Consider the following 24,129-nt stretch of genomic DNA (forward strand, 5'->3'; position numbering starts at 1 on the left):
TTTACAGATTTTAGCATTTTTCTATTCGCTATTTTCATGTTGTGCGACAAAAACAGAAAATATTCATACGCAATTTTAGCGGGCAGTAAAGTCCTCGTTTCAGCCATTGATTATTTCGTGTAAAATAATGCGCCTTATCATTGCCAATAACGAGTAACATAGCATGCAAACCAATATGCCCGATATAGCTGACACCGCTCCTGCATTACAAACAGGTAAATTAGACTGGGTTGGCATGGGTGAAATTGAACTGCCATTTATTTTTGAATCGCGTGATTTAAGCCCTGTTACTGTTAATGCCAAAGCCCGCGCATTTGTTAACTTGCACAAAGAAGACGCCAAAGGCATTCATATGTCGCGCTTATTTTTAGCGCTTGATTTACTCTCAACAGAGCAACAAGTAAATCCTCAAACAATTAGCCAAGCACTAAATACGTTTATATCTAGCCATGAAGGGTTGAGTAATAAGGCACAGATTGAGTTTAAATTTGAGCTACCACTTCGCCGTAAGTCTCTATTGAGTGGCAAAGCTGGCTGGAAAAGCTATCCAATCACACTTACAAGTACAATTGAAAACAATATTATTAGTTTCGAGCTAACCGTTGATGTTACCTACTCATCAACTTGCCCTTGCTCGGCGGCTCTTGCACGCCAGCTAATACAAAACGCATTTAGTGAAAAATTTAACCAAGACACGCTCAACCAAAAAGAGGTACTTGAGTGGCTTGGCACAACACAAGGCATTGTGGCAACCCCTCACTCGCAGCGCTCAATTGCTAACGTAAAAGTTAAACTCAATAGCAACATTAATGAGTTTGATGTAGTTAACTTAATAAATACCCTTGAAGGCGAGCTTAAAACGCCAGTGCAAGCGGCAGTAAAGCGTGAAGATGAACAAGAATTTGCCCGTTTAAATGGGCAAAATTTAATGTTCTGCGAAGATGCCGCGCGTAAAATTAAAGCAATATTAGAAACAGACGGTTACGCAGATTACTGGCTACAAATAAACCATTACGAATCGCTTCACGCCCACGACGCTGTGGCGGTTGCTGTTAAAGGTATTAATGGCGGGTATAAGGCATAAAACACCTGCGTTAACTTAAATCACCATTCGGTAAATCACATACAATATTTGGGCACGGTACTTGCTTTAACAAAACAGTGTCAATTTGTTGTTATGGAGTTACCGTATGGAATTCGCTTTATTGTCGATTTTAGTATTAGTGGTAGGTGCATCAATTGCCGCGTCAAAATTTAGTGACGACGGCGGTAATCCTTATCCTTTTAAACGTAAACAAAGTGTATTTACGCAAGTAGAAAGCGCCTTTTTAAACCTGTTAGAACGCGCTATTGGCGATCAATATAAAATAGTGAGTCGAGTTAAGCTTATTGATGTGATCGACTGTAAAGAAGGTTTATCACCTAAATCAAAACGTGCCGCTATTGCTAAAGCCAAAAATAAGCAGCTTGATTTTGTGTTAATCGACAAAGAAAAAATGACCATCGTAGCAGCTGTTGATTTAGTAAATAACGCAAATAAAGATGGCCACAAAGCCCAGCGCGACTGGTTTGTAAATGGCGCCTTAGAAGCTGCAGGCATACCACACATTCGCATGAAGGTAAAAGCAGGCTATCGTCCATCAGAAGTACGCGATGCCATTATGTTCAAACTGGGTAAACCAGCTCCAACAGCACAGCGCCCATTACGTAACCGAGTTCACAAACCTGCTGTTTTATCTCCCTCACAAGCTAAAGCCCATTCAACAGCATTAGCCGAAATATAATTATCAGGTTACTTAATTTGCATTAAAGCGAGCATTTTAAATGTCTCGCTTTTTTGTTTTTTATTGCTAACTTCACGTATAATCAAGCTATTCAAACTCAGGAATCAAACACTATGAATGTTGGTATTATTGGCGCAATGGAGCCAGAAGTTAAAATTTTGCGTGAAGCAATGCAAAACCCAGCTATTTTAACTAAAGCAGGTTTTACATTTTACACTGGTGAATTAGCTGGCTGCACAGTAACTCTTGTTCAATCAGGTATTGGTAAAGTAGCATCAAGCATTGCAACTACATTACTTATTGATAATTTTAAGCCTGATTGCGTAATTAACACCGGCTCTGCTGGCGGTTTTGATCCATCATTAAGTGTTGGCGATGTCGTTATATCGTCAGAAGTTCGTCACCACGATGTAGACGTAACTGCATTTGGTTACGAAATTGGCCAAGTACCACAAATGCCTGCAGGTTTTACTGCGCACCCTAAATTAGTTGAAGCAGCCGAGCAAACTATTGCGCAAATTAGCGAAGTTAAAACGTTAGTGGGCCTTATTTGTACTGGCGATACATTTATGTGTGACCCTGTTCGTATTGATAAAGCCCGCAGCGACTTTCCTTCAATGCTTGCTGTAGAAATGGAAGGTGCGTCTATTGCGCAAACCTGTCATACGCTTGAAACTCCTTTCGTTGTTATTCGTTCAATGTCTGATATTGCTGGCAAAGAATCGCCACAGTCGTTTGAAGAATACTTAGAAACAGCATCAATCAACTCATCTAAAATGGTTGTTGCTCTGCTTGAAAAGCTAACAGCTGTAACACTGTAAATGCTTAGCAATATTGTTCAAAACCATTTGGACTTTATTGTATTTATAATAGCGCTCCTTGCTGAGCGCTTTTTACCACTTGTTAGTTGGTACCACCCGAATACCGTTTTAGTGGCCGTATTTAGCGCCATGGGCAAACGTATTTATAATAAACAAAATACAAACAGCTACCACTATTTAGCAGCCATACTTGCAAGCGTGCTGGTGCTCAGTGTTATTTTACTAATTGTTACCTTGCTACTTGAATTTGCATTTTACCCAGAGCTACTTGCGGGCCTTATTTTATACCTTTGCCTTGAAAGCCAAAGCCTCAATAAAAAAGCCCTTCGTATTGCAAAGCTCACTAAACAAAACCAAAAGTCAGCCGCACGCGAGCTATTAAAACCACTGCTTGCTCGTGAAGTCAGCAAGCTTTCAACCACAGGCATTATTAAAGCCCTCATTGAAAGCTTAATACTTCGTACTGCTCGTTATTACTTTGTGGTTATATTTGTTTTTTTACTTTTAGGGCCAGTTGCAGCACTTGGTTACCGACTACTTACCTTGATGCAGCAAGCATGGCGTAGTGATATTTCACCAAACAGCGAATTTTTAAAACCGTTAAAGCTTATTTTATTTGTTATTGAGTATATTCCAGTGCGTTTACTTACACTCACAATTGCTGCAAGTAAGGCCACAAAACAAAGTGTTCACTACATAAAACACTACGGCCAACACTTTTATCAAACAAATACAGGCTGGTTACTCAGTGCATGCTCTGCATCACTTAGCGTGCAACTAGGTGGACCCGCTATGTACTTTAATAAGCGGCATAACAAAATGCGGGTTGGTACTGATAGGCTACCTAACGCTGACGATGTACCAGCCGTATTAAATCGGCTTAATCAGGCGCGCGCCTTTTGGGTACTCGTTATTGTGTGTATTGAAATCCTAAAAAGCATTTGAGCTTTACTTAGTAAAAATTGAGTATAAAAAAACCAGCCTAAGCTGGTTTTTTTATTACCCGCACACTTAAGCTACGGTAATGTTTGCAAACTTACGTTTACCTACTTGATAAATAGCGGTTGTGCCTTTTGCTATTTCTAGTTTGGTATCGGTGATTTTTTCTTCACCGTTCAGTTTAACTGCACCTTGTTTTATCATGCGCATCGCTTCTGATGTGCTTGCAACTAAATTAGCTTCTTTTAATAAGTTAGCAATTAAAATAGTGTCTTCTGCAATGGTTACTGTCAGCTCAGGAATTTCATCTGGCAGCGCTTTTTTCTGAAAGCGTTGAATAAAATCGTTGTGCGCAGCTTGTGCATCTTCTTCACTATGAAAACGTGCAATTAGCTCTTTAGCAAGTTCAATTTTGATATCGCGCGGGTTAGTCCCCTGCTCTACACGTTCTTTTTGTGCTGCTATTTGCTCAATCGAAAGACCACTTAGTAAATCGTAGTAGCGCCACATTAATACATCACTAATCGACATAACTTTACCAAACATGTCATTTGGTGCATCAGTAATACCGATATAGTTACCTAAAGATTTAGACATTTTTTGAACGCCGTCAGTACCTTCAAGTAATGGCATCATTAAAACAGTTTGTGGCTTTTGGCCCTCAACTTTTTGAAGCTCACGACCCATTAGTAAATTAAAGCGCTGATCGGTACCACCCAGTTCTACGTCAGATTCTAATGCAACCGAATCCCAACCTTGCACTAACGGGTATAAAAATTCATGTATTGCAATTGGCTGCCCGCCATTGTAACGCTTTTTAAAATCATCACGTTCAAGCATACGCGCAACTGTTTGGTTTGCAGCTAATTTAATCATGCCTGCAGCACCCAGCTTTTCCATCCACGTTGAATTAAAAGCAACGGTTGTTTTTGCCGGATCTAGAATTTTGAAAACTTGTTCTTTATACGTTTCAGCATTGGCAAGAACATCTTCGCGGGTAAGCGGTTTACGCGTCACATTTTTACCGGTTGGATCACCAATCATTCCTGTAAAATCACCAATTAAGAAAATAACTTCATGACCTAAGTCTTGAAAAGTTTTCATTTTATTAATTAGTACTGTGTGCCCTAAGTGTAAATCTGGCGCTGTTGGATCGAAACCCGCTTTGATTTTTAACTTTTTGCCCGACTTTAGTTTTTCAACTAACTCGTCTTCAATTAATATTTCTTCTGCACCGCGTTTTATCTCTGCAAGAGCGGTTTGTAAATCCACAGTCTATTACTCCAAAATTCTGCCAACAAAGAGGGCTACTAGTTGTTTTGTATAACCTTAGTTTAACAAGGGCTAAATCAAACTTATATGTGCAACTAACATAACAAATTTCTACCTAATTAAAACAACTTTTTAAGTGATTAATGCAACTAAATAAAATGCGCACAGTCTGAGATAAATTAAGCGCTAAAAAGGCATATAAAGCCCGATTTTAGCGTAATTCAGCGCGATTTAAAATCTACAAAGCACTGGTATTCACACAATATTAGGTATATCCTGCAATATTATGTATTTATTATCTTGACAGCAGAAAAAGGCACGTTATGGTTCACGTGGTTAATACCCTCCCCAAAAAACACAAATTGCTTATCTTATGTTTGGTTTCTGCTATTGCCGCTTTAACGTTTCTTCCATCTGAGAAAGCAACAGCGTCTAAAGACAACAATGCAAACGCATTAGAGATTGGCAAACGCTACGAGCTTCAAGTTAAAGTCGATGACAACGAAAAACTTACCGAGTTAAATTCAGAGCAAGCAGCAGAAAAGCTTCCAGAGTACGATTTAGTCGACCACAAAGTAAAAACGGGTGACAACTTAGCAATTATATTTAAACGCGCGGGCTTTTCAGCGCAAACGCTTCATAAACTAATCAACACAAACGCAGAAACCCGTAAGCTAACTAAAATTCACCCAGGCGAAGTACTGAGCTTTGCAACAGGTAAAGACGGCGCACTTGAACAATTGCGTTACGTTATTTCTAAAACAGATACGCTATATGTAACCTTAGACGACGAAGGTAACTACAATACAGCGATAGATAGTAAAGAAATAGAAACCCTGACCAAAACAGCTGGCGGCGAAATTTCTAGCAACTTTTGGACTTCTGCAATTGCAGCGGGTTTAAGCGAACGCCAAATTATGAACTTTGCTGACATTTTTGGCTGGGATGTGGATTTTGCTAACGACATTCGTAAAAACGATCAATTTGGCTTAATTTACGAGTCTCACTATGTTGAAGGCGAATTTATAGGTACTGGTAAAATTATAGCGGCTGAGTTTATTAACCAAGGGCAGCGTTTTACAGCAATTAGACATACTGATGGAAACTTCTACACCCCAGAAGGCCGCAGTATGAAAAAAGCATTTTTACGTGCCCCAGTTAATTTTAAATATATTAGCTCGAGTTTTAATCCACGTCGCTTACACCCAGTTACTGGGCAAGTAAAAGCACACCGTGGTATTGATTACGCGGCACGAACTGGCACGCCCGTTGTTGCATCGGGTAACGGTAAAGTCGTTAAGGCAGGTTACAGCAAGTACAACGGCAACTACGTATTTATTAGCCATGGCACACAGTATGTCACTAAGTATTTACACCTTAATAAAAAGCTTGTTAGAACAGGTCAAAAGGTTAAACAAGGTGATAAAATTGGTACTGTAGGTGCTACAGGTCGTGTAACTGGCGCGCATCTACATTATGAGTTTTTAGTTAACGGTGTTCACCGTAACCCTAAAACGGTTAAATTACCAAAATCAGAGCCTTTACCACGCTCTGAGCTTGCTAAGTTTAAACCTATTGCTGATAACTTTATTGCTCAGTTAGAGCGTAACCGCGAGTTACAACTGGCACTTAAGTAATCAGGCTATCACTGTATTAAAAAGCCCTTGCAGGTTTAACCTACAAGGGCTTTTTTGTGCTTTTTATTTATTAACAATAGTTAGCTCACACAGGGTGCTCTATATTAAAGGCTACTAATCTTAATTTTCCTACAATAGCGATACACGCCTAATTCATTAACACATAAATAAGCTGGATAACTAAAGACCCCATCACTAATGGCCAAATATATTTGCTGTATTTTGTTGCCCCTTCCAGCCCCATTTTGCTTTGATACTTTTCAAGTAATGGGATCAGTATTGCCAATGCTACAAATAAACAAACTAAAATAATAATTACATTCATTGAAAACCCTTTTTATGGTACTTCGCAGCCTTTAGCGCTTTCGTATAAGGCATACCAATGCTCTCGGCTTAAATGAACATTTATAGCCTCACACGATGCCTTAATACGCTTAGCATTAGTAGTGCCAATAATGGGTTGAATCGACGCTGGGTGGCGCAGTAGCCATGCAAGTACAATAGCCTCTGCAGAGGTACCATAAATTGCAGCAAGTTTATTTACTAAAATACTTGTATTGATATCGGCTTGCGACGCTTTTGATAAATCACCGCCGGTATACAAACCTTGGCACAAGCTCCCCCAACTTTGTATTTGAATGTCAAAGCTGCGGCAATATTCAATGTTACCAGGCGTAAAGTTAATGTCTTTCCCGTCGCTATTACCAGCATACAAGCCTTCATCTATAAATTGATGTTTTTGTAAGCTGGCCTCTATTTGGTTAGCTACAATAGGCATATCAAGAGCATGCTGCAAAAAGTTCATTTGGTGTTGCTGCATGTTTGATACGGCAAAATGTTTTACTTTACCACTTTCTTTTAAACAGCTAAATACACGTGCAACTTCATCAACTTCCATTAAAGGATCTGGGCGATGTAACATGAGTACATCAAGGTATTGCGTATTTAATCGCTTAAGTGAGTTTTCTACAGACTGTTCAATCCAATCGGCTGAAAAGTCATATCGCTTAGGCCCTTTGTCATCAGCAAACTTTATACCGCATTTAGACTGAATGTATATGTGCTCTCTAAGCTCTGGTCGCTCACTGAGTGCTTGACCAAATACCTGCTCTGCTTTGCCAAAAGTGTATATATCTGCGTGATCAAAAAAATTAATACCGCCTTCAATCGCGTTATCAATGCACTCGTGGGTTTGTTTAAGGTGTGTGCTGGTAATCGGGTCTTTATTCCAACCACCTCCCAACCCCATACATCCAAATACAAGTTTACTAACATTAGGTAAGTAGTGAGCTAATGGAGTGTGAAGCATAATGACTATCCTTAAAATTGCGAAGAGCCACCACTTTAAACAAAAACCTCAAAACAAGAAACCATTAACGAACAGAAGTTTCGGACAAAAAAAAGCGCAGTAAACTGCGCTCAATGGTTGGTTGAAATCTAAAATCAATTTAGCCAACAAGTGCCAACAAAATACCTGCAGCAACAGCACTGCCTAAAACGCCCGCCACATTAGGGCCCATTGCGTGCATAAGTAAAAAGTTATGTGGGTTATTTTCAAGCCCTACTTTATTAACTACACGCGCAGCCATAGGAACGGCTGACACACCAGCGGCACCAATTAACGGGTTGATAGGTGTTTTAGATATTTTATTTAAGCCTTTAGCCATAAACACACCTGATGCTGTACCAATACCAAAAGCAAGCGCACCCAGCACTAAAATACCAATAGTCTCTACTGTCAAAAAGTCATCTGCAGCGAGCTTAGAGCCAACCGCCAATCCTAAAAATATAGTTGTTATATTGATAATTTCGTTTTGCGCACTGTTACTTAAGCGGTCTACAACACCCGACTCACGCATTAAGTTACCCAAACAGAACATACCTACTAGCGGTATTGCCGCTGGTAAAAACATGGCTGTTGCAGTAAGTACCATAAGTGGGAAAATAATTTTTTCCTTTTTAGATACTTTACGTAGCTCAGGCATTTTAATTTGGCGCTCTTCTGGTGTTGTGAGTGCACGCATAATAGGAGGCTGAATAATTGGAACTAGCGCCATATATGAATAAGCAGCTACCGCAATGGCACCTAATAAATCAGGCGCTAATTTTGAGGCTAAAAATATTGCCGTTGGGCCGTCAGCGCCACCAATAATAGCAATAGCCGATGCATCTTGAAGGGTAAACTCAAAACCCGGAATAAAGTTAAGCAGAATTGCGCCAAATAAGGTCGCAAAAATACCAAACTGAGCCGCAGCTCCCAGCAATAACATACGAGGGTTTGCTATTAACGCACTAAAGTCAGTTAGTGCACCAACCCCCATAAATATTAATAGTGGAAAAATACCGGTATCTATACCCACATAGTAAACTGAGTACAAAAGCCCACCAGGGTCTGATAGTCCAGCAACCGGAATATTAGTTAATATCGCGCCAAAGCCAATTGGTAATAAAAGCAGTGGCTCAAAGTTTTTAGATATCGCTAAAAACAATAACAAACAGCCTACTGCAATCATTATCAAGCCAGGAAACGTAAAGTTAGCAAGGCCAGTAGCCTGCCAAAGGTTTAAAAGACCTTCCATTTACATTTACTCCTTAAGCCAGCGCAATAATTGCGTCGCCCGTGGTCACTGAGTCACCCTCAGACACAAGCACTTCAGCAATGGTACCAGTATGCATTGCGCGAACCTCAGTCTCCATTTTCATGGCTTCCATAATCACAACAACATCACCTTCGTTTACAACTTGGCCGGCTTTTACTTTTATTTTAAAAATATTGCCTGCTAAAGGTGCATTTAGCGTTTCACCCGAAGCCACTGAAGCAGATTGAGGTAAGTGCTCAGAATCTTTTAACGTTACCTCTTTAAGCTCACCGCCTTGCGCTACTACAACGTCGTAAACCTTACCGTCTACCTTAACGCTGTATTGCTCAGCCTTAACACTGTTACCTTTGGCTGACACCTTAGCTGGTGACTTACTTGAATTATCTTCTACGCTAGGGACTGGTTCAAACGCATCTGGGTTGTTACGGTTTTTGATAAACTTCAAACCAACTTGCGGGAACAGTGCATAGGTAAGTACGTCGTCAATTTTATCATCAGCGAGTGTTAAACCTTGTTCTTGCGCTTCTTTTAATAGTTCAGCTTCAAGCGTTTCAAGTTCAGGCGCAATATTGTCAGCTGGGCGACATGTAATAACGTCGCCACCATCAAGTACTCGCTCTTGTAGCTCTTTATTCATTGGAGCTGGAGTTAAACCGTACTCACCTTTTAATACACCTGCGGTTTCTTTTGTGATTGTTTTGTAACGCTCACCGGTTAATACGTTAAGTACTGCCTGCGTACCCACAATTTGCGACGTTGGCGTAACAAGTGGAATAAAGCCTAAATCTTCGCGTACACGCGGTATTTCAAGTAACACTTCGTTAAGCTTATCGGCTGCACCTTGCTCTTTAAGCTGGTTTTCCATGTTAGTTAACATGCCACCAGGTACTTGAGCCAATAAGATTCGTCCGTCAACCCCTTTAAGGCTACCTTCGAATGCAGCGTATTTTTTACGTACATCTCTAAAGTAAGCAGCAATTTCTTCAAGTTGGTTTAAATCGAGTTCGGTATCGCGTGCGGTACCTTCAACAATCGCTACAATTGTTTCTGTTGCTGAGTGACCGTAAGTCATACTCATAGAAGAAATAGCGGTATCAAGCATATCAATACCGGCATCAATAGCTTTTTGATATGTAGCGGTGCTTAAACCTGTTGTAGCATGGCACTGCATGGCGATTGGAATAGACACCGTTTCTTTAAGCGCTTTTATAAGCTCTTCTGCATCGTACGGTTTTAATAAACCCGCCATATCTTTAATACAAATTGAATGACAGCCAAGCTCTTCTAATTGCTTAGCTAAAGTTAACCACATATCAAGTGTATGAACAGGGCTTACCGTGTACGAAATAGTACCTTGAGCATGAGCACCTACTTTTACAGCCGCTTTAATCGCAGTTTCTAAGTTACGCACATCATTCATTGCATCAAAAATACGGAACACGTCAACGCCATTTTTATGTGCGCGCTCTACAAACTTTTCAACTACATCATCAGCATAATGGCGGTAACCTAATAAGTTTTGACCGCGTAATAGCATTTGCTGTTTAGTGTTTGGCATCGCTTTTTTTAGCGCACGAATACGTTCCCATGGATCTTCACCTAAATAGCGAATACACGAATCAAATGTTGCCCCGCCCCACGACTCAATTGACCAATAACCTGCATCATCTAGTTTGCTGGCAATCGGTAGCATGTCGTCTAAACGCATACGAGTGGCAAGTAATGACTGATGAGCGTCACGTAGAACCAATTCTGTTAATTTTAATTTAGCCATGTGTGAGCCCCTTATTTGTTATTTGATTTGTACTGAGCAATGGCAGCACTAATAGCAGCGATGTGCTCATTTGGCACACCTTGAGATTTAAATGATGGTGATTTAACTGGAGCCGCAACGTCAGCAGGGCTAAAACGCGCCACCAAGTTAGACATAATTGTAACTGCGCCAATTAATATTGAAAGAAAGACAAACACCCCAACCATTCCTGTTAGCATTAAGCTACCAGCAGTTGCAAGTACAGCACCTATATCCATTCTTCTCCCCTTGAAACCCATATCGAAAAATAAAAAATCGATTTAGTTAAATATTTATTCACTAGATAATAACAAAACAAATACCTTTGTCTAGCCATTGTAAATTGGTAAAACCAATTAAAATAAAAATAACATATAACCAAATTTATTAACCACAGTAAAAACCCTTACTCATCAACACCCCATAATACACAGAAAAAATACTCACTATATCTACAAGCTATAGGTAAAGTTTAAACAAAGCCTATTTTTGCGTACTCTACTAAGCCTACTGTGACTCATAAAATGTAGAAAAAATAAAATTTGTTAATTGGTCTTACCAAACATAGCTTTTCGGTGGCGATATATTTTTGTGTGTGAATAAGTTACACAACCCAACGTAAAAGTTACCAATCAAGCAAACTCAAAAACACAAAGAAAAAACATAAACAACTGATATTAAACAAAAATATATCATGGCACGCAACTAGCATTAACTATTGTGTACAAATTTGATAACCAAGGAGAAAACAATGTTACGCTGGACAATCACATTTTTAGTTATTGCTTTAATCGCTGCAGTGTTAGGTTTTGGTGGCATCGCGGGTGCCGCAGCTGGTATAGCAAAAATTATATTCTTTATTTTTATAGTACTTTTAGTTATTTCGTTAGTTTCAGGTGCGCTGCGTGGTAAATCGCCCAGGTAGGCATATACTCAACTAACACTACAATTTTATTTATTTACAAGGAATTACATTATGAACTCTACAACTTTAAAAGCAGCACTAATTGGTCTTTTCGCAAGTTTTTTCATCATGGGTTGCCAAGATAACAACGCAGAAGAAGCCGGTGAACGTATTGATGAAGTAGTAACAGATGTACAAAACTCTGTTGAAGATACGTGTGAAGAAGTAAAAGAAGGCGTAAACGCTGAAGAAACTAACTGTTAATAGTTAATATATTAAAAAAACGGCCACTTGGCCGTTTTTTTGTGCCCAAAATAAATGCACGCATTATAAAGCTGCTCATTTATAAGCGAACTTGCTAAAATATATAAAACGATTTTTAAAGCAAGGCACTATGTCATTTTCAACAACCTACACACTTAATAAACCCTACTTTTATGAATGCTTTGACGAGTCACTTCCTTACAGTAAACGCGCGCAGCCTAAGTATTTTTTACTGGTACTGTTAGTTTCGCTTGGTTTATTTAGCATTTACGGTTTAGCTGATCATTATTTAGGAACATTTTTGATCATGGTTGCTGTACTCGAATGCGTTGCTTTTTATTATCGCAGGCCATGGTGGGTAACCAGACAAATGTTTAGCAGAGCATCAGGTTCAGAGGTTACACTCACTTTTGATGATGAAGGCATTAAATCGGCAAACCATTACAAAAGCTACCAGCTCGCTTGGCAAGACATCACTGACGTAATCGAAACACCACAGGGCTTATTGATAAAAAATAAAAACAACATGCAATATATCTCTAAGCAAATACTCACAGATGAAATGCTCGACTTTATAAACAAAAAAGCCACTCAATGAGTGGCTTTTTGGCTTAGCTAAATAAATTATTTAGTTAAGTATACGTGTTGATTAAGCATTGCCCGGATTAGGGTTAGACTTTTCAGCTTGTATACGCATGTAAATCTCTTCACGATGCACTGAAACGTCTTTTGGTGCATTTACACCAATTCGAACTTGATTTCCTTTAACTCCTAAAACGGTCACTGTTACTTCGTCACCGATCATAAGGGTTTCACCTACTCTACGAGTTAGTATTAGCATTCTCTTGCTCCCATGTTCCAATAAAAATTATAAGATTCCGCTTATCCATATTAATGAAAAATAGACTAAAAAGTAAGTAAAAACTCACTATCTATCTACTTTCCGTTAAAAATACTTTGTGTAATGCACGAACAGCCAGTTCGAGGTACTTTTCATCTATTAAAACTGAAATTTTAATCTCTGATGTAGACACTAAAACTACATTAATATTTTCATTTGCTAAGGCATCAAAAAATAAACTAGCAACACCCCAGTGCGATTTCATTCCCATACCAACAGCAGATACTTTTGCAATGGTTGTTAGCCCGATTATATTTTCAGCACCTAAAGACACCTTTTGCTCGGTTAGTAACTCAAGTGCTTGCGGGTAGTCGTTCGAGTGCACAGTAAAAGCATAGTCTATTTTTTCAAAGATATGATTAACTTGATTAATCATATCTATTTCGATGCCGTTATCAGCAAAAAGTTTCAATATTTTTACAAGATTTTGAGTGCCGCTTTGCACACCCTGTACCTTAATTAAGCACTCATCAGCATTAAATGCAATACCCGAAACAACTTTACTTGGCATATCGTCTTCCTCAAACGTAATCAATGTTCCTTCATCGGGGTTAAAGCTCGAAAGCACCCTTAATGGAACATTGTGTTTACCTGCCGCCTCAACAGAACGAATATGCAATACTTTAGCACCTAAGCTTGCTAACTCTAGCATTTCAGCAAAGGTCACTTGGCTCATTCTTCGTGCGTTAGGTTCAACCCGAGGATCTGTAGTATATACGCCGTCAACATCAGTATAGATCTGACATTCATCAGCTTTTATAGCCGCAGCTATTTCTACAGCCGACGTATCAGTACCGCCTCTGCCAAGGGTTGTTATATTGCCTTCAACATCACGCCCCTGAAACCCGGCAATAATAGCAATACGGTTATGCTCAAGTTCATGCTTTAAACGTGTAGCTGCAATGTCTGTAATGCGGGCTTTACCGAACATATTATCGGTTTGAATATTAACTTGATCAGCTAGTAGGCTTACGGCTGAGTGGCCGCGTTTGATAATAGCCATAGCCAATAACGAAACCGATACTTGCTCGCCAGTACTAATTAGTACGTCGAGCTCGCGGTTACTAGGACGGGAATCTATTTGTTTGGCAAGATTAATTAAGCGGTTGGTTTCTCCCGACATAGCCGAGAGCACCACAACCACTTGATGACCTTGTTGTCTAGTTTTAACAACAAGGTCGGCGACCGCTTCTATTCGCTCTATTGAGCCAACCGACGTGCCGCCATACTTCTGTACAATTAACGCCACTTAGGCTTAAGTACGCTCAGTTAACCAAGCAGTAACACTATCAAGTGCAGCAGCAAGGTTTTGTGGCTCAGAACCACCCGCTTGCGCCATATCAGGACGACCGCCACCTTTACCGCCTACTTGAGAAGCCATGTGGTTTACAAGCTCACCGGCTTTTACTTTGCCAGTTAAGTCTTTAGTCACGCCCGCAATTAGACTTACTTTTTCACCGCTGGCAACACCGAGGGCAATAACACCTGAGCCAATCTTATTTTTAAGGTCGTCAACCATACCGCGAAGCGCTTTAGACTCAGTGCCTTCAACATTTGCAACCAATAACTTAACGCCATTAATTTCTACAATCGAATCAAGTAACGATGCACCTGCAGCGCTCGCTAGCTTATCGTTAAGCTGAGCAATTTGCTTTTCAAGGCCTTTAGACTTCTCAAGAAGCGCAGTTACTTTTTCAAGTACTGATGCGCTATCGCCTTTCACAAGCGCTGCTACATCGCTAAGCTGTTGCTCTTGCTCACTTACATAAGCAACCGCATCTGCGCCAGTTACTGCTTCTATACGGCGAACACCTGCAGCAATACCGCTTTCAGATACTATTTTGAATAAGCCAATATCGCCCGCACGTTCAACGTGTGTACCACCACAAAGCTCAATTGAGTAATCACCAATGGTTACTACGCGTACTTCGTCGTCGTACTTTTCGCCAAACAGCGCCATTGCACCTTTCGCTTTAGCATCATCAATAGCCATAAGCTCAGTGTTAAGTGCAAAGTTACGGCGAATTTCGTCGTTAACTACACGTTCAATGTCACGAAGTTCGTCTTTAGTTACGGCTTCAAAGTGCGAGAAATCAAATCGTAAACGATCCACTTGAACTAACGAGCCTTTTTGGCTTACATGTTCACCTAATAACTGACGTAATGCTTCGTGTAAAATATGCGTAGCTGTATGGTTTTTCTTGATGTTCTCACGACGAGCATCATCAATAGTGGCATCCACTTTATCGTTAACACCAATACGGCCTTGTACTGTACCGTGGTGCGCAAATGCATTACCTAGTTTAGTGGTGTTAGTCACATTAAACTCGCCACCAGCCACTGTAATTGTACCGGTATCACCCGTTTGGCCACCCGATTCTGCGTAAAACGGTGTGCGATCTAGTATTACAATGCCTTCTTGGCCATCTTCTAATAACTGTACGGCCTCACCACCAGCAAACACTTCAACCACTGTTGCACTGTAATGCGTGCTGTCGTAGCCTTTAAAGTCAGTGTGTTTATCTGATTTTAACTGCTCGTTGTAATCGGCACCAAATTTACCAGCTTGCTGCGCAGTTTTACGCTGTACAGCCATGCATTCTTCAAAGCCTTTATGATCAATGGTCATTTGGCGCTCACGCGCAACATCGGCGGTTAAATCGGCAGGGAAACCATACGTATCGTAAAGTTTAAATACTAAATCGCCTGGGATCACATCGCCCTTAAGGTCGCTTAAGCTTTCTTCTAAAATAGCTAAACCACGCTCAAGTGTTTTACCAAATTGCTCTTCTTCAATACGCAGTACTTTTTCGATAATCTCTTGTTGCTTAGCAAGCTCTGGGTACGCTTGACCCATTTGCTCAATAAGTGCAGCAACTAATTTAAAGAAAAACGCGCCTTGTGCGCCAAGCTTATTACCATGGCGTACCGCACGGCGAATAATACGACGAAGTACGTAACCACGACCTTCGTTAGATGGCATAACACCGTCGGAGATTAAAAACGCACATGAGCGAATATGATCCGCTACTACGCGAAGCGACTTATCGTCCATATCTTGCGCGTTAGTGACACTCGCCGCCGCTGCAATTAAGCCTTGGAATAAATCGATTTCGTAGTTTGAATGCACGCCCTGCAAAATAGCAGAAATACGCTCAAGGCCCATGCCCGTATCAACAGATTGCTTAGGTAATGGCAGCATAGTACCGTCGCTTTGACGGTTGTACTGCATAAATACGAGGTTCCAAATTTCGATAAAACGGTCGCCGTCTTCCTCTGGAGAGCCTGGAGGCCCACCCCAAATATGCTCACCGTGATCATAAAATATTTCAGAACATGGACCACACGGGCCTGTATCACCCATAGACCAAAAGTTATCTGAGGTAGCAATACGAATAATGCGATCTTCACTTAAGCCAATATCTTTTGACCAGTACTCAAACGCTTCTTCATCATCGTGGTAAATAGTAACAAGCAGTTTTTCTTGAGGTAATTTAACAACCTCAGTTAAAAACTCCCACGCAAACTTAATTGCTTCTTGCTTAAAGTAGTCACCAAAACTGAAGTTACCTAACATTTCAAAAAATGTGTGGTGGCGTGCCGTGTAACCCACGTTTTCTAAATCGTTATGTTTACCACCGGCACGCACACAACGCTGCGAACTTGTTGCACGTGTATATGGGCGAGATTCTGCGCCTAAAAATACATCTTTGAATTGCACCATACCGGCATTGTTAAACAATAACGTGGCATCGTTACCCGGAATAAGCGAGCTTGAAGGAACAACTTGGTGTTGCTTGCTGGCAAAAAAGTCTAAAAACTGTTGCCTAATTTGTGCGGTAGTCATGTGCTGCATGTGAAAATCTCACCTGTATTTACTGTGATTGCATTGCAAAATCGATTTGTTCGTAGCTAAAACCTCGATACATTAAGTAGCGCACGCGCTTAGCCTTGTCTTTGTAATCGAGGTTTGCCGGTGTATTTGAATATTTTTTGTTATACGCATCCTGCGCAAGCTCAAACCAGTCTATTTCAAGCTCTTCAACTACTCTTTCAAGTAGCGAACGGTCAATCCCTTTACCCATGGCCTCGCTTTGAATTCGCTTAAGCCCATGGCATTTAAAAATGTGTTTTCTTACAAAGCCTTCACAGTAACGTTGCTCGTTTATAAAGTTGTGCTTTTCGCACCAATCAAGCAAGTTTTCGATAAACTCATCTGTGGCTTCTTTTTGCTGTAATTTAAAGGTTAACTCACGACGCGAGTATTCTTGGCGCCCGAGTAACCAAAGTACATAATTTTTTAATTTTTGTTTTAACTTATCATCCATTAAGCGTCGAAGCGTCCGCTTGTTTCACTGCTTAGTGGCTTAACATTTTTGTCGTCACTTGGCGGGACAATCGGCATAAAAATCGCCTGATAAGAAACAAAAAAACTAATGTAGCAAATCGGCATTAAAATCAACAGTGGTAAGAACGATAAGAACATAGAAACCGCCATAAATAGTACGCAAATAACGCCAAAAACACTTAACGGAAACAAATTATGATAAAAAACCATAAGCGATTGCTTAAGCGCCGTTAAAATACGTTGCTCTTTATTAAAATAAACAAGCGGTACCGCATAGGCAAAGGCCGTTAAATAAATAAGCATGGCCATAAAAAATAAAATAACACTCGCACCCGAAATACTCGCAATAGTTTGCTCAAGTGCAGCTTGAGGTTCAAGCCCTGGCTGGCTCATAATTGCCACGGCATCGGCAAATAAACCGTTTGCTAATAACGCCATTAAAATACCCGCCCCCATTTGGTATAACGCCAAACGGACCAAGCCTAAGCGGTTTCCTTTAGCTGAAAATGGCTTAAGAATGTCAGCCAACATTATTTTACCGCCTTGCTGTTTGGTCAGCACTGCTTGGTAAAAGCCGGCAGTTAAAAAAGGCGTAGCCAGTGCTGCAACCACTTGAAGTAAAGGTAAAAACAACGACAGTAAGCCCACAATGCCAATAAATAAATGCATAAAAATAAACGTCATTGGCTGGGTTTTAAAAATAAGCCATCCCGCTTTTAACCACTTTAGCCCGGCATCTGCTTTAAATACTCGTAATTGTGTAGACATACTTGCTCTTAATTTATAACGAAACACGCCAAGTATAACTTGGCGTTGGGTGGGATCACAGAGGCAGACCAGTAATATTAAGGTTTTTTAATTTTTTTAATATCTAGCATATGTGCGCCATGCTTTATTTTGGTTTCTAAGTAGGCTTTATTACCTGCTACACCCGCCTTTATGTGTGCGTGTGTACCAATAACTGTATCAACTTCAATACCCGCATCTTTCAAAGCATTGAGTTTTTTAGGATTGTTGGTCATTAATTTAACGTGCTTTAAGTTAAGCGCATTAAGCATTAATACCGCATCCGAAAAGTCGCGTAAGTCGTCTGCAAAGCCTAAATGGTTATTGGCCTCGTAGGTATTCATACCTTGCGATTGCAATACGTAAGCATCAATCTTATTGTATAAACCAATACCACGGCCTTCTTGGCGTAAGTAAAGCAAAATACCGCCTTGCTCGTGCATCATTTCAATACATTCGTTTAACTGTTCGCCGCAATCACAGCGTGACGAATGAAAAACATCCCCCGTTAAACACTCCGAATGCATACGAATAAGCGGTACATCTTGCTCGGTATCGGCGTTGTTAAACACCATAGCAATATGTTCTTGGCCATCTTTTAGGTCAGTAAATGACACTATTTCTGCAGGGATATCACTATTTTTGCCAACATTAAGTTGGACTCTTGCTCTTACTTGCGCCACGACAAATCCAAATATTTAAATAACTACGACACGACAATAAAGTGATAATATCACAAAAGAGTAAAATTAGATCGTAGTACAACATTGTTTATCGCAATTATATGGCGACGACAGCGCCTGTTTTCAATGACTAACCTTAATTAACCCGAACTCGGGATAATAAACCTATCTCTAGCAGCTATTTTCAGCGCTAACTGCGTTGAATGTACTTGCAATAGGCCAGCTATTGACGCGTAAATTCGCCTTGTTTTCATTGAAAACATCTGGCTAGAGAAAAAAACCTAAAACACCACTACTAGTCAATATTTTAGCAAGTCTCTTAACCAGCGTTCCTGTTAAGTAAAAAACACATTAAATCAGCATATAACATTGGCTTTTTGTACCTATTTAATGACAATAGCTATCATCTGTAGTAAGTTATTTTTAGTTAAATTTATCTGAATTTTAAATAAAACGCTTAATAACACGAGAGTAATGACATTTAAGTCTACTGCTTTTTAACCAACGCTTTTAGTGAATAAAATTTAAAGTTAGCGCTGTAATTACCACTTAGCATAGAGTTATTATTCAAAGTTCAGGTTCACAATTAATAAGGATCATTATGAAGCCACAACATCTAGCTCTATTTGTTGGATTAAGCTTATCTGCCTTTACAAATAATGCACTTGCTAGCCAAACTGACAACGCTAAAGCGGCTTTTTCAACTGCCTATCAAAGTTACCTAAACGCAGTAGAAACAAAACACGATATTGAGCAAGCCGCAAAACGAGCTTACACTACAGGCCTTACTTTTTACGGCGATAAAAGCGACAACACAGCAAACCTTGCTATTAATTATGCTAAAGCCATTACACCGCCAAGCACAACAAGCAACAAAAAAAATATCAGGCAGCAGCGTTACAGCCTTTACTCGCAAGCGTATACAATTTTAGCTGATAACCACGGCAAAAATGCATTACAAACGCTCGACGCACTTTTAGGTAAAGCCGAAAATGCTAAATCAGCGTCTTTGGCAGAAGATCATCTCGAACGTATAATCGATATCGCTAAAGCACAAAATAAACCAAAATTTGTTGCCGATATGCAATTTGAAGCCGCGTCGTTGTTAGCAAGTAAGTTTGCACATAAAAAGTTTCGTGCAGCGCAAAAGTTATTGAACGAAGCCGATGAATACTACCGTGAAAATTTAGACGAAAACACGGTTGAGCGAATCAAAACAGACTTTTTAGTCGCCTCGTTTGCGCAAAGTAAGAGAAAATATAAAAAAGCGATTGAGCGTTTAAATCATGTTGTTTCGGTATTTGATAGCAACCTAAGCTTTGATCATAACGCCGAACTTACCGCGCACTCAAAACTTGTAAACCTTTACGAAAAAACAGGTCAAAGCGAACAAGCAACTAAACATTGTTTAGCTATTGCCGAAATGGTGCCATGGAAAGACTCACAAGAACAAACACCGGTATACCGCCAACCACCTAAGTACCCAGTAAATAAAGCACGCCAAAATACAGATGGTATTGTTGTTCTTCAGTTTGATGTAGACACTGCCGGATTTGTAAAAAACTCATCAGTAATAAGCTCAGAAGGTGGTCACGCATTTGAAAAGTCAGCATTAGAGGCACTTAAAAAATGGCGTTATGCCCCCAAATTTGAAAACGGAAGCCCCGTAGTAGCAAGCACCCAGGTGCAAATAGATTTTAAAATAAACCGCTAGCGGTTTTACAAATAAAAAAGGCGCTATTTAGCGCCTTTTTTATTTTTACTCACGACGCCCTAAAATTCGTAACTAATACGAATAGCACCATCGGCTCTTTTTTCATTACTGTCACTTGTTTTACCATAGCCTGCATCAAGTATTAGTCTAAAACCACTATTATTTAAGCCGTTAAAGTTATAACTGTATGTAAGCCCAATACCATTTGTGGTTTCATCATCAAATATTTGCCCTAGCGCACATCCAAAAATATTACCTAGCTCGCTAGCAATGTCGTCAGTGTTTGTGCTTTCACATGGTTGGTCGGTATCACGTGCGCCAATAGCCCCAACTAACACACCCAATGCGTGTTTATTGTTATCACTAAGTGCGTGTTCAAAACCCACTGAAAAGCCATCATCTAGGCCAATTTTATAGTTTGCGTACCAGCGCTGAGAATTGTTATCTGCCGATAAAGACACTTCAGGTACAACCAAGTAAGGGTAGCCACCCCCAATCGAAAAGCTCACATCATTAGCAAAAGCAGAACCCGAACCAAGTGATAAAACCAGTAGTAATATTTTTGTATTCATAATATTCCTTTTGAGTAAGGATAAATCGTACTCAATTAAGGAACAAAGGGCAATAAAACAAATGTTCGTTAATGTAACAAACTGATAAGAGGCGCTTACATTTTAGCAAGTATGTTATCGCTGGCCGCTTCTATTAAATCAAGTACGTTTTCAAAGCCGTCGTCACCACCGTAATAGGGATCAGGTATGGCACTTGTGCTTTGCTCCCCGTACTCTAAAAACAACGCTAACTTATAGTGTAAATGCGTTGGGCACTGCTCTTTTAAATCAGTTAAATTTTGTTTGTCGGCTGCTAAAATTAAATCAAACTCGGTAAAGTCGCTAGTGCGAACTTTACGCGAGCGTATTCCTTTAAAGCTATAGCCGCGCTTTTCACCCGCCGCCATTGAACGGCTATCGGGGGATTTTCCTTCGTGATAGCCAATTGTACCTGCAGAATCGACCACCACCTTTACACCCAAGGCTTTTGCACGCGCTTTTAAAACTGCCTCAGCAGTAGGTGAACGGCAAATATTACCTAAACATACAATCAGTACCTTTTTCATAGCGGCTCCTTAAATTAGGCTTTAAAACTGTTTTAATATGCTCTCTTCGTAATCGTCAGCATTTAGCGTTAAATTAAACTGCGCAGCAACCGAATCTAACTCAGCTTGTTTAATGGCTAGGTCTTCCATTGTTATGAGGTTGTCGTCTAGCTGCCACAATAAACGCGAGCCCGCATAACTGTAATGAATGGCTAATAGTGCAGCGGGGTTACCTTCACGACCAGCCGCTTTTAACTTTGGCATTTTACGGGTTATTTTATTAAGTGCCTGTTTTAGCTCCCATACATAAACCACTTCGGTCATATAAGGATGAGTGCGGTATTTATTTAACAACCACCCTATGGCTAAACTTGTAATAACCACACCAGTTAAGTTCCAATGAAAATGGCTTCCGCTTTCATCCGGAAACAACGCAATCAGCGTTTGCGATATAGCTAAGCTCCCCGCCGCAAGCGAAGCCGCACAGCCCACAATGACACGATTTAAATGCTTACGGTAACGCGCTTTATTTATTTCAATGAGTTGCATAACAGCCTAAAAAGTTAATAAGTAAAAGAATGCGAAACGCTATTGTAACTAAACCCCGCATTTTTTATAAAAATATTTCACCCCTTTTTGATTTGCCACCCGTTATAGCTCTGAAAACCACATAATGAGTTAACTAGGAGCGGCTTATGCACACACTTGAAACCCCAAATAACCCAACATTTATAAAAACATCAACCGCCGTAATTGGTGGTGCAGCAATGACCTTTGCCGCCTTTGCATTTATGCAATACCTAATCAGTGGCGACCAACGCGCACCACTAGACCCTGGCAAAGAAATAACGGTTGAAATATTTAAAGTGCCTGAAGATTCAAAAGTAAGACACATAGATAAAATGCCAGAACCACCTACACCAAAAATGCCGCCTAAAGCGCCACCGCGTGTAACACCGAGTGCCGACCCCGTTATGGCAATCAACACGGCACCGCCATTAATAATGGATGACTTTGGTGACGGTATTAACAATACCCTTAACCGCCCAACGGGAGATGCCTCACCCATTGTGCGCATAAATCCAAAGTACCCAACCACCGCTGCGCGTGATGGAATAGAAGGCTGGGTACAACTTAGCTTTAATATATCGCCCACTGGCGAAGTAATTGACGCGGTAGTTTTAAACGCCGAACCAAAACGTATTTTTAACCGCGAAGCACTACGCGCTATTAAACGTTGGAAATACCGCCCAAAAGTAATTGAAGGTGTGGCACAATTACAAACAGATCAAACGGTTCAACTTGATTTTAAATTAGATAACTCTATTTAACGGACTAAACGCCTATGCTAATGAGTATTAAAACTTGGTTATTTGAAACGCCCAGCAAAGACTGCATGGCGCGTTATGCAAAAAGTGGAGAAAACCGTCACTTAGAGCAGCTTATTGCCCTCTACAGTAACGATTTATACCACTACCTAGTTACGCAATCTAATACTCACTTAGCATACGACGTAAGCCAGCAAACGTGGCTAAAAGTAATTGAAAAGCGCCACCTTTACCAAGCGCAAACCACGCCTAAAGCGTGGTTATTTAAACTCGCACGTAACACGTTAATAGACGAATACCGCAAACAGCAACATTTTGTGGAGCTAGACGAAAACAGCCTACAACCTATGCAAAGTGCCAATCAAAGCGAATTAACAAATAGTGACTCGCATATAGGTGACACACACATAAGCTACGAAGCATTCAACACGGCGCTCAAGGAACTGAGCTTTGTGCAGCGCGAAGCCATCACCTTACAACAAGAAGGTTTTAGCCTTGCCGACATAGAGCTTATAACGCAAAGCAACGCCCAAACCATAAAAACAAGACTGCGCTACGCCAAACAAAACCTAAAACAATTATTAGGAGACAATAATGAACAAGCCTAATGAGCAGTTTGATGAAAAGCTGTCAAACCACTTTAAAGCGCGTAAAGCACGTACCACCCTTTCGCATGCTCAAAAACAGGCGTTAAAACACAGCGTAGCTCAAAAACAACCTAAAAAGTTAGGTTTTGCCCTGCAACTCACAAGCCTTACCTGCGCTCTGGGCTTACTGGCCTTTATAGTGCTAGACAGCAACAACGTAATAAATACCGCCCCTAAAACCGTATTAAACACCATAGATATACACGACTACTCGTTTATAACAACGCATGAAATAGATCAAACAGGCAGCTACGCAAGCGCCATAACGCAACAAAAACGCGCGCTCGACACCCAATTAGCAAACGATTTACGCCGCCACCAGCAACGCCATATAGAATACGGCACGCTTGTTAAGGTCGACAACGACTGGTACATAGCCAGCTGTCGTGACGAGGTACTCGTGCAAATTAAACAGTCGCTATTGAGTGATTTAAAGGAAAGGCACGCGGTAGAGAGTAATATCAATACCGGTGATATGCTCGCTATGGCGCATAACGGCAAAGGGCAGATTGTAGGGCTTAAACATGCCGGGGTTGGGGTTAGGCAATGTGGGGCCTAATAATTACTATATATTTAGCGATATTCTAGTTATTCTTAAAACACAATGTTTTAA

At 40.4% G+C, this 24,129-nt stretch carries 27 protein-coding genes; 12 read left to right on the top strand and 15 right to left on the bottom strand.

Annotation, left to right across the window (positions count from 1 at the left end):
* Window positions 1-163 precede the first annotated feature (163 nt).
* The 4 genes from folE2 to ampE all read left to right on the top strand — a co-directional run bounded on the left by folE2 (window position 164) and on the right by ampE (window position 3,550).
* Window positions 164-1,084 (top strand): GTP cyclohydrolase FolE2, encoded by a 921-nt coding sequence (gene folE2 / locus MTF67_RS18005; protein ID WP_039038231.1) that lies wholly within the window; start codon window positions 164-166, stop codon window positions 1,082-1,084.
* A gap of 106 nt (window positions 1,085-1,190) precedes the next feature.
* Window positions 1,191-1,784 (top strand): DUF2726 domain-containing protein, encoded by a 594-nt coding sequence (locus MTF67_RS18010; protein ID WP_006794335.1) that lies wholly within the window; start codon window positions 1,191-1,193, stop codon window positions 1,782-1,784.
* A gap of 113 nt (window positions 1,785-1,897) precedes the next feature.
* Window positions 1,898-2,605, top strand: a complete 708-nt coding sequence (mtnN, locus tag MTF67_RS18015) for a 5'-methylthioadenosine/S-adenosylhomocysteine nucleosidase (protein ID WP_008130923.1) — start codon at window positions 1,898-1,900, stop codon at window positions 2,603-2,605.
* Entirely contained in the window at window positions 2,606-3,550 is a 945-nt protein-coding gene (ampE, locus tag MTF67_RS18020; RefSeq protein WP_039038232.1) for a regulatory signaling modulator protein AmpE, read from the top strand.
* 66 nt (window positions 3,551-3,616) lie between these two features.
* Here ampE and tyrS read toward each other — a convergent pair whose 3' ends face one another.
* Window positions 3,617-4,816, bottom strand: coding sequence for a tyrosine--tRNA ligase (tyrS, locus tag MTF67_RS18025; protein WP_006794338.1), 1,200 nt, complete (start codon window positions 4,814-4,816; stop codon window positions 3,617-3,619).
* 323 nt (window positions 4,817-5,139) lie between these two features.
* Here tyrS and MTF67_RS18030 point away from each other — a divergent pair, with 323 nt between their 5' ends.
* On the top strand, window positions 5,140-6,453 hold the full coding sequence (locus MTF67_RS18030; protein WP_010556536.1) for a peptidoglycan DD-metalloendopeptidase family protein: 1,314 nt from the start codon (window positions 5,140-5,142) through the stop codon (window positions 6,451-6,453).
* A gap of 148 nt (window positions 6,454-6,601) precedes the next feature.
* On the opposite strand, the gene MTF67_RS18035 is transcribed toward MTF67_RS18030, so the two are convergent.
* From MTF67_RS18035 to MTF67_RS18055, 5 genes are all read right to left on the bottom strand, one after another.
* Window positions 6,602-6,778, bottom strand: a complete 177-nt coding sequence (locus MTF67_RS18035) for a hypothetical protein (RefSeq protein WP_170865578.1) — start codon at window positions 6,776-6,778, stop codon at window positions 6,602-6,604.
* 12 nt (window positions 6,779-6,790) lie between these two features.
* Complete coding sequence (locus MTF67_RS18040) at window positions 6,791-7,762, bottom strand: aldo/keto reductase (RefSeq protein ID WP_248520302.1); 972 nt, start codon at window positions 7,760-7,762, stop codon at window positions 6,791-6,793.
* 139 nt (window positions 7,763-7,901) lie between these two features.
* Window positions 7,902-9,032 carry a sodium ion-translocating decarboxylase subunit beta gene (locus MTF67_RS18045; protein WP_010556538.1) on the bottom strand — a complete coding sequence of 377 codons (1,131 nt, stop codon included), beginning with the start codon at window positions 9,030-9,032 and terminating at the stop codon, window positions 7,902-7,904.
* Window positions 9,033-9,045: 13 nt separating this feature from the next.
* Window positions 9,046-10,827: a sodium-extruding oxaloacetate decarboxylase subunit alpha gene (oadA, locus tag MTF67_RS18050; RefSeq protein WP_248520303.1), complete on the bottom strand. Its 1,782-nt coding sequence runs from the start codon at window positions 10,825-10,827 to the stop codon at window positions 9,046-9,048.
* Window positions 10,828-10,838: 11 nt separating this feature from the next.
* Window positions 10,839-11,084 (bottom strand): OadG family transporter subunit, encoded by a 246-nt coding sequence (locus MTF67_RS18055; RefSeq protein ID WP_006794344.1) that lies wholly within the window; start codon window positions 11,082-11,084, stop codon window positions 10,839-10,841.
* A 512-nt stretch (window positions 11,085-11,596) separates the two neighbouring features.
* On the opposite strand from MTF67_RS18055, the gene MTF67_RS18060 reads away from it, so the two are divergent.
* The 3 genes from MTF67_RS18060 (at window position 11,597) to MTF67_RS18070 (ending at window position 12,611) form a co-directional block, all read left to right on the top strand.
* Entirely contained in the window at window positions 11,597-11,770 is a 174-nt protein-coding gene (locus tag MTF67_RS18060) for a DUF1328 family protein (RefSeq protein ID WP_006794345.1), read from the top strand.
* Between the two features lie 51 nt (window positions 11,771-11,821).
* Window positions 11,822-12,013, top strand: coding sequence for a hypothetical protein (locus tag MTF67_RS18065; protein WP_006794346.1), 192 nt, complete (start codon window positions 11,822-11,824; stop codon window positions 12,011-12,013).
* A gap of 130 nt (window positions 12,014-12,143) precedes the next feature.
* Entirely contained in the window at window positions 12,144-12,611 is a 468-nt protein-coding gene (locus tag MTF67_RS18070) for a YcxB family protein (RefSeq protein ID WP_248520304.1), read from the top strand.
* 51 nt (window positions 12,612-12,662) lie between these two features.
* Here the strand turns inward: MTF67_RS18070 and csrA are convergent, their stop codons facing one another.
* The 6 genes from csrA to ribA form a co-directional block, all read right to left on the bottom strand.
* Entirely contained in the window at window positions 12,663-12,854 is a 192-nt protein-coding gene (gene csrA / locus MTF67_RS18075; RefSeq protein ID WP_004587515.1) for a carbon storage regulator CsrA, read from the bottom strand.
* Window positions 12,855-12,945: 91 nt separating this feature from the next.
* The gene (locus tag MTF67_RS18080) at window positions 12,946-14,163 is read right to left on the bottom strand and encodes an aspartate kinase (RefSeq protein WP_006794348.1); all 1,218 of its coding nucleotides are present in this window, start codon (window positions 14,161-14,163) and stop codon (window positions 12,946-12,948) included.
* Window positions 14,164-14,169: 6 nt separating this feature from the next.
* Window positions 14,170-16,770, bottom strand: a complete 2,601-nt coding sequence (alaS, locus tag MTF67_RS18085) for an alanine--tRNA ligase (protein ID WP_248520305.1) — start codon at window positions 16,768-16,770, stop codon at window positions 14,170-14,172.
* A 19-nt stretch (window positions 16,771-16,789) separates the two neighbouring features.
* On the bottom strand, window positions 16,790-17,242 hold the full coding sequence (locus MTF67_RS18090; protein ID WP_006794350.1) for a regulatory protein RecX: 453 nt from the start codon (window positions 17,240-17,242) through the stop codon (window positions 16,790-16,792).
* On the bottom strand, window positions 17,242-18,030 hold the full coding sequence (locus MTF67_RS18095; protein ID WP_008129389.1) for a BPSS1780 family membrane protein: 789 nt from the start codon (window positions 18,028-18,030) through the stop codon (window positions 17,242-17,244). The genes MTF67_RS18090 and MTF67_RS18095 overlap by 1 nt, the downstream gene beginning before the upstream one ends.
* Window positions 18,031-18,107: 77 nt before the next feature.
* Complete coding sequence (gene ribA, locus MTF67_RS18100) at window positions 18,108-18,731, bottom strand: GTP cyclohydrolase II (protein WP_006794352.1); 624 nt, start codon at window positions 18,729-18,731, stop codon at window positions 18,108-18,110.
* Between the two features lie 601 nt (window positions 18,732-19,332).
* On the opposite strand from ribA, the gene MTF67_RS18105 reads away from it, so the two are divergent.
* Window positions 19,333-20,445: an energy transducer TonB gene (locus MTF67_RS18105; protein WP_248520306.1), complete on the top strand. Its 1,113-nt coding sequence runs from the start codon at window positions 19,333-19,335 to the stop codon at window positions 20,443-20,445.
* 59 nt (window positions 20,446-20,504) lie between these two features.
* Here the strand turns inward: MTF67_RS18105 and MTF67_RS18110 are convergent, their stop codons facing one another.
* The 3 genes from MTF67_RS18110 to MTF67_RS18120 all read right to left on the bottom strand — a co-directional run bounded on the left by MTF67_RS18110 (window position 20,505) and on the right by MTF67_RS18120 (window position 22,090).
* A complete protein-coding gene (locus MTF67_RS18110) occupies window positions 20,505-21,017 on the bottom strand; it encodes a hypothetical protein (protein ID WP_248520307.1) in 513 nt (170 codons plus the stop codon).
* A gap of 95 nt (window positions 21,018-21,112) precedes the next feature.
* Entirely contained in the window at window positions 21,113-21,562 is a 450-nt protein-coding gene (locus tag MTF67_RS18115) for a low molecular weight protein-tyrosine-phosphatase (RefSeq protein WP_248520308.1), read from the bottom strand.
* A 21-nt stretch (window positions 21,563-21,583) separates the two neighbouring features.
* A complete protein-coding gene (locus MTF67_RS18120; protein WP_008129031.1) occupies window positions 21,584-22,090 on the bottom strand; it encodes a DUF3087 domain-containing protein in 507 nt (168 codons plus the stop codon).
* Between the two features lie 146 nt (window positions 22,091-22,236).
* Between MTF67_RS18120 and MTF67_RS18125 the strand changes: the two genes are divergently transcribed.
* From MTF67_RS18125 to MTF67_RS18135, 3 genes are read left to right on the top strand one after another with little or no spacing between them, the layout of a single operon-like run.
* Window positions 22,237-22,872: an energy transducer TonB gene (locus tag MTF67_RS18125; RefSeq protein WP_008129029.1), complete on the top strand. Its 636-nt coding sequence runs from the start codon at window positions 22,237-22,239 to the stop codon at window positions 22,870-22,872.
* Window positions 22,873-22,886: 14 nt separating this feature from the next.
* Entirely contained in the window at window positions 22,887-23,477 is a 591-nt protein-coding gene (locus MTF67_RS18130) for a sigma-70 family RNA polymerase sigma factor (RefSeq protein ID WP_248520309.1), read from the top strand.
* Complete coding sequence (locus MTF67_RS18135; RefSeq protein ID WP_248520310.1) at window positions 23,464-24,075, top strand: hypothetical protein; 612 nt, start codon at window positions 23,464-23,466, stop codon at window positions 24,073-24,075. The genes MTF67_RS18130 and MTF67_RS18135 overlap by 14 nt, the downstream gene beginning before the upstream one ends.
* Window positions 24,076-24,129: the final 54 nt, after the last annotated feature.

This window comes from Pseudoalteromonas sp. 2CM32C (assembly GCF_023161925.1).
GTDB classification, from domain to species: Bacteria; Pseudomonadota; Gammaproteobacteria; order Enterobacterales; family Alteromonadaceae; genus Pseudoalteromonas; species Pseudoalteromonas marina.

Excerpts from the sequence above, each read along its gene's own strand:
- MTF67_RS18115 (WP_248520308.1), bottom strand. The coding sequence starts at position 21,562 with ATGAAAAAGGTACTGATTGTATGTTTAGGTAATATTTGCCGTTCACCT.
- MTF67_RS18135 (WP_248520310.1), top strand. The coding sequence starts at position 23,464 with ATGAACAAGCCTAATGAGCAGTTTGATGAAAAGCTGTCAAACCACTTT.
- MTF67_RS18095 (WP_008129389.1), bottom strand. The coding sequence starts at position 18,030 with ATGTCTACACAATTACGAGTATTTAAAGCAGATGCCGGGCTAAAGTGG.
- MTF67_RS18120 (WP_008129031.1), bottom strand. The coding sequence starts at position 22,090 with ATGCAACTCATTGAAATAAATAAAGCGCGTTACCGTAAGCATTTAAAT.
- MTF67_RS18060 (WP_006794345.1), top strand. The coding sequence starts at position 11,597 with ATGTTACGCTGGACAATCACATTTTTAGTTATTGCTTTAATCGCTGCA.
- oadA (WP_248520303.1), bottom strand. The coding sequence starts at position 10,827 with ATGGCTAAATTAAAATTAACAGAATTGGTTCTACGTGACGCTCATCAG.
- MTF67_RS18065 (WP_006794346.1), top strand. The coding sequence starts at position 11,822 with ATGAACTCTACAACTTTAAAAGCAGCACTAATTGGTCTTTTCGCAAGT.
- mtnN (WP_008130923.1), top strand. The coding sequence starts at position 1,898 with ATGAATGTTGGTATTATTGGCGCAATGGAGCCAGAAGTTAAAATTTTG.
- folE2 (WP_039038231.1), top strand. The coding sequence starts at position 164 with ATGCAAACCAATATGCCCGATATAGCTGACACCGCTCCTGCATTACAA.
- MTF67_RS18010 (WP_006794335.1), top strand. The coding sequence starts at position 1,191 with ATGGAATTCGCTTTATTGTCGATTTTAGTATTAGTGGTAGGTGCATCA.
- ampE (WP_039038232.1), top strand. The coding sequence starts at position 2,606 with ATGCTTAGCAATATTGTTCAAAACCATTTGGACTTTATTGTATTTATA.
- MTF67_RS18110 (WP_248520307.1), bottom strand. The coding sequence starts at position 21,017 with ATGAATACAAAAATATTACTACTGGTTTTATCACTTGGTTCGGGTTCT.
- MTF67_RS18035 (WP_170865578.1), bottom strand. The coding sequence starts at position 6,778 with ATGAATGTAATTATTATTTTAGTTTGTTTATTTGTAGCATTGGCAATA.
- MTF67_RS18125 (WP_008129029.1), top strand. The coding sequence starts at position 22,237 with ATGCACACACTTGAAACCCCAAATAACCCAACATTTATAAAAACATCA.
- MTF67_RS18040 (WP_248520302.1), bottom strand. The coding sequence starts at position 7,762 with ATGCTTCACACTCCATTAGCTCACTACTTACCTAATGTTAGTAAACTT.
- MTF67_RS18045 (WP_010556538.1), bottom strand. The coding sequence starts at position 9,032 with ATGGAAGGTCTTTTAAACCTTTGGCAGGCTACTGGCCTTGCTAACTTT.
- MTF67_RS18105 (WP_248520306.1), top strand. The coding sequence starts at position 19,333 with ATGAAGCCACAACATCTAGCTCTATTTGTTGGATTAAGCTTATCTGCC.
- MTF67_RS18070 (WP_248520304.1), top strand. The coding sequence starts at position 12,144 with ATGTCATTTTCAACAACCTACACACTTAATAAACCCTACTTTTATGAA.
- MTF67_RS18130 (WP_248520309.1), top strand. The coding sequence starts at position 22,887 with ATGCTAATGAGTATTAAAACTTGGTTATTTGAAACGCCCAGCAAAGAC.
- MTF67_RS18055 (WP_006794344.1), bottom strand. The coding sequence starts at position 11,084 with ATGGATATAGGTGCTGTACTTGCAACTGCTGGTAGCTTAATGCTAACA.
- MTF67_RS18030 (WP_010556536.1), top strand. The coding sequence starts at position 5,140 with ATGGTTCACGTGGTTAATACCCTCCCCAAAAAACACAAATTGCTTATC.
- alaS (WP_248520305.1), bottom strand. The coding sequence starts at position 16,770 with ATGCAGCACATGACTACCGCACAAATTAGGCAACAGTTTTTAGACTTT.
- csrA (WP_004587515.1), bottom strand. The coding sequence starts at position 12,854 with ATGCTAATACTAACTCGTAGAGTAGGTGAAACCCTTATGATCGGTGAC.
- MTF67_RS18090 (WP_006794350.1), bottom strand. The coding sequence starts at position 17,242 with ATGGATGATAAGTTAAAACAAAAATTAAAAAATTATGTACTTTGGTTA.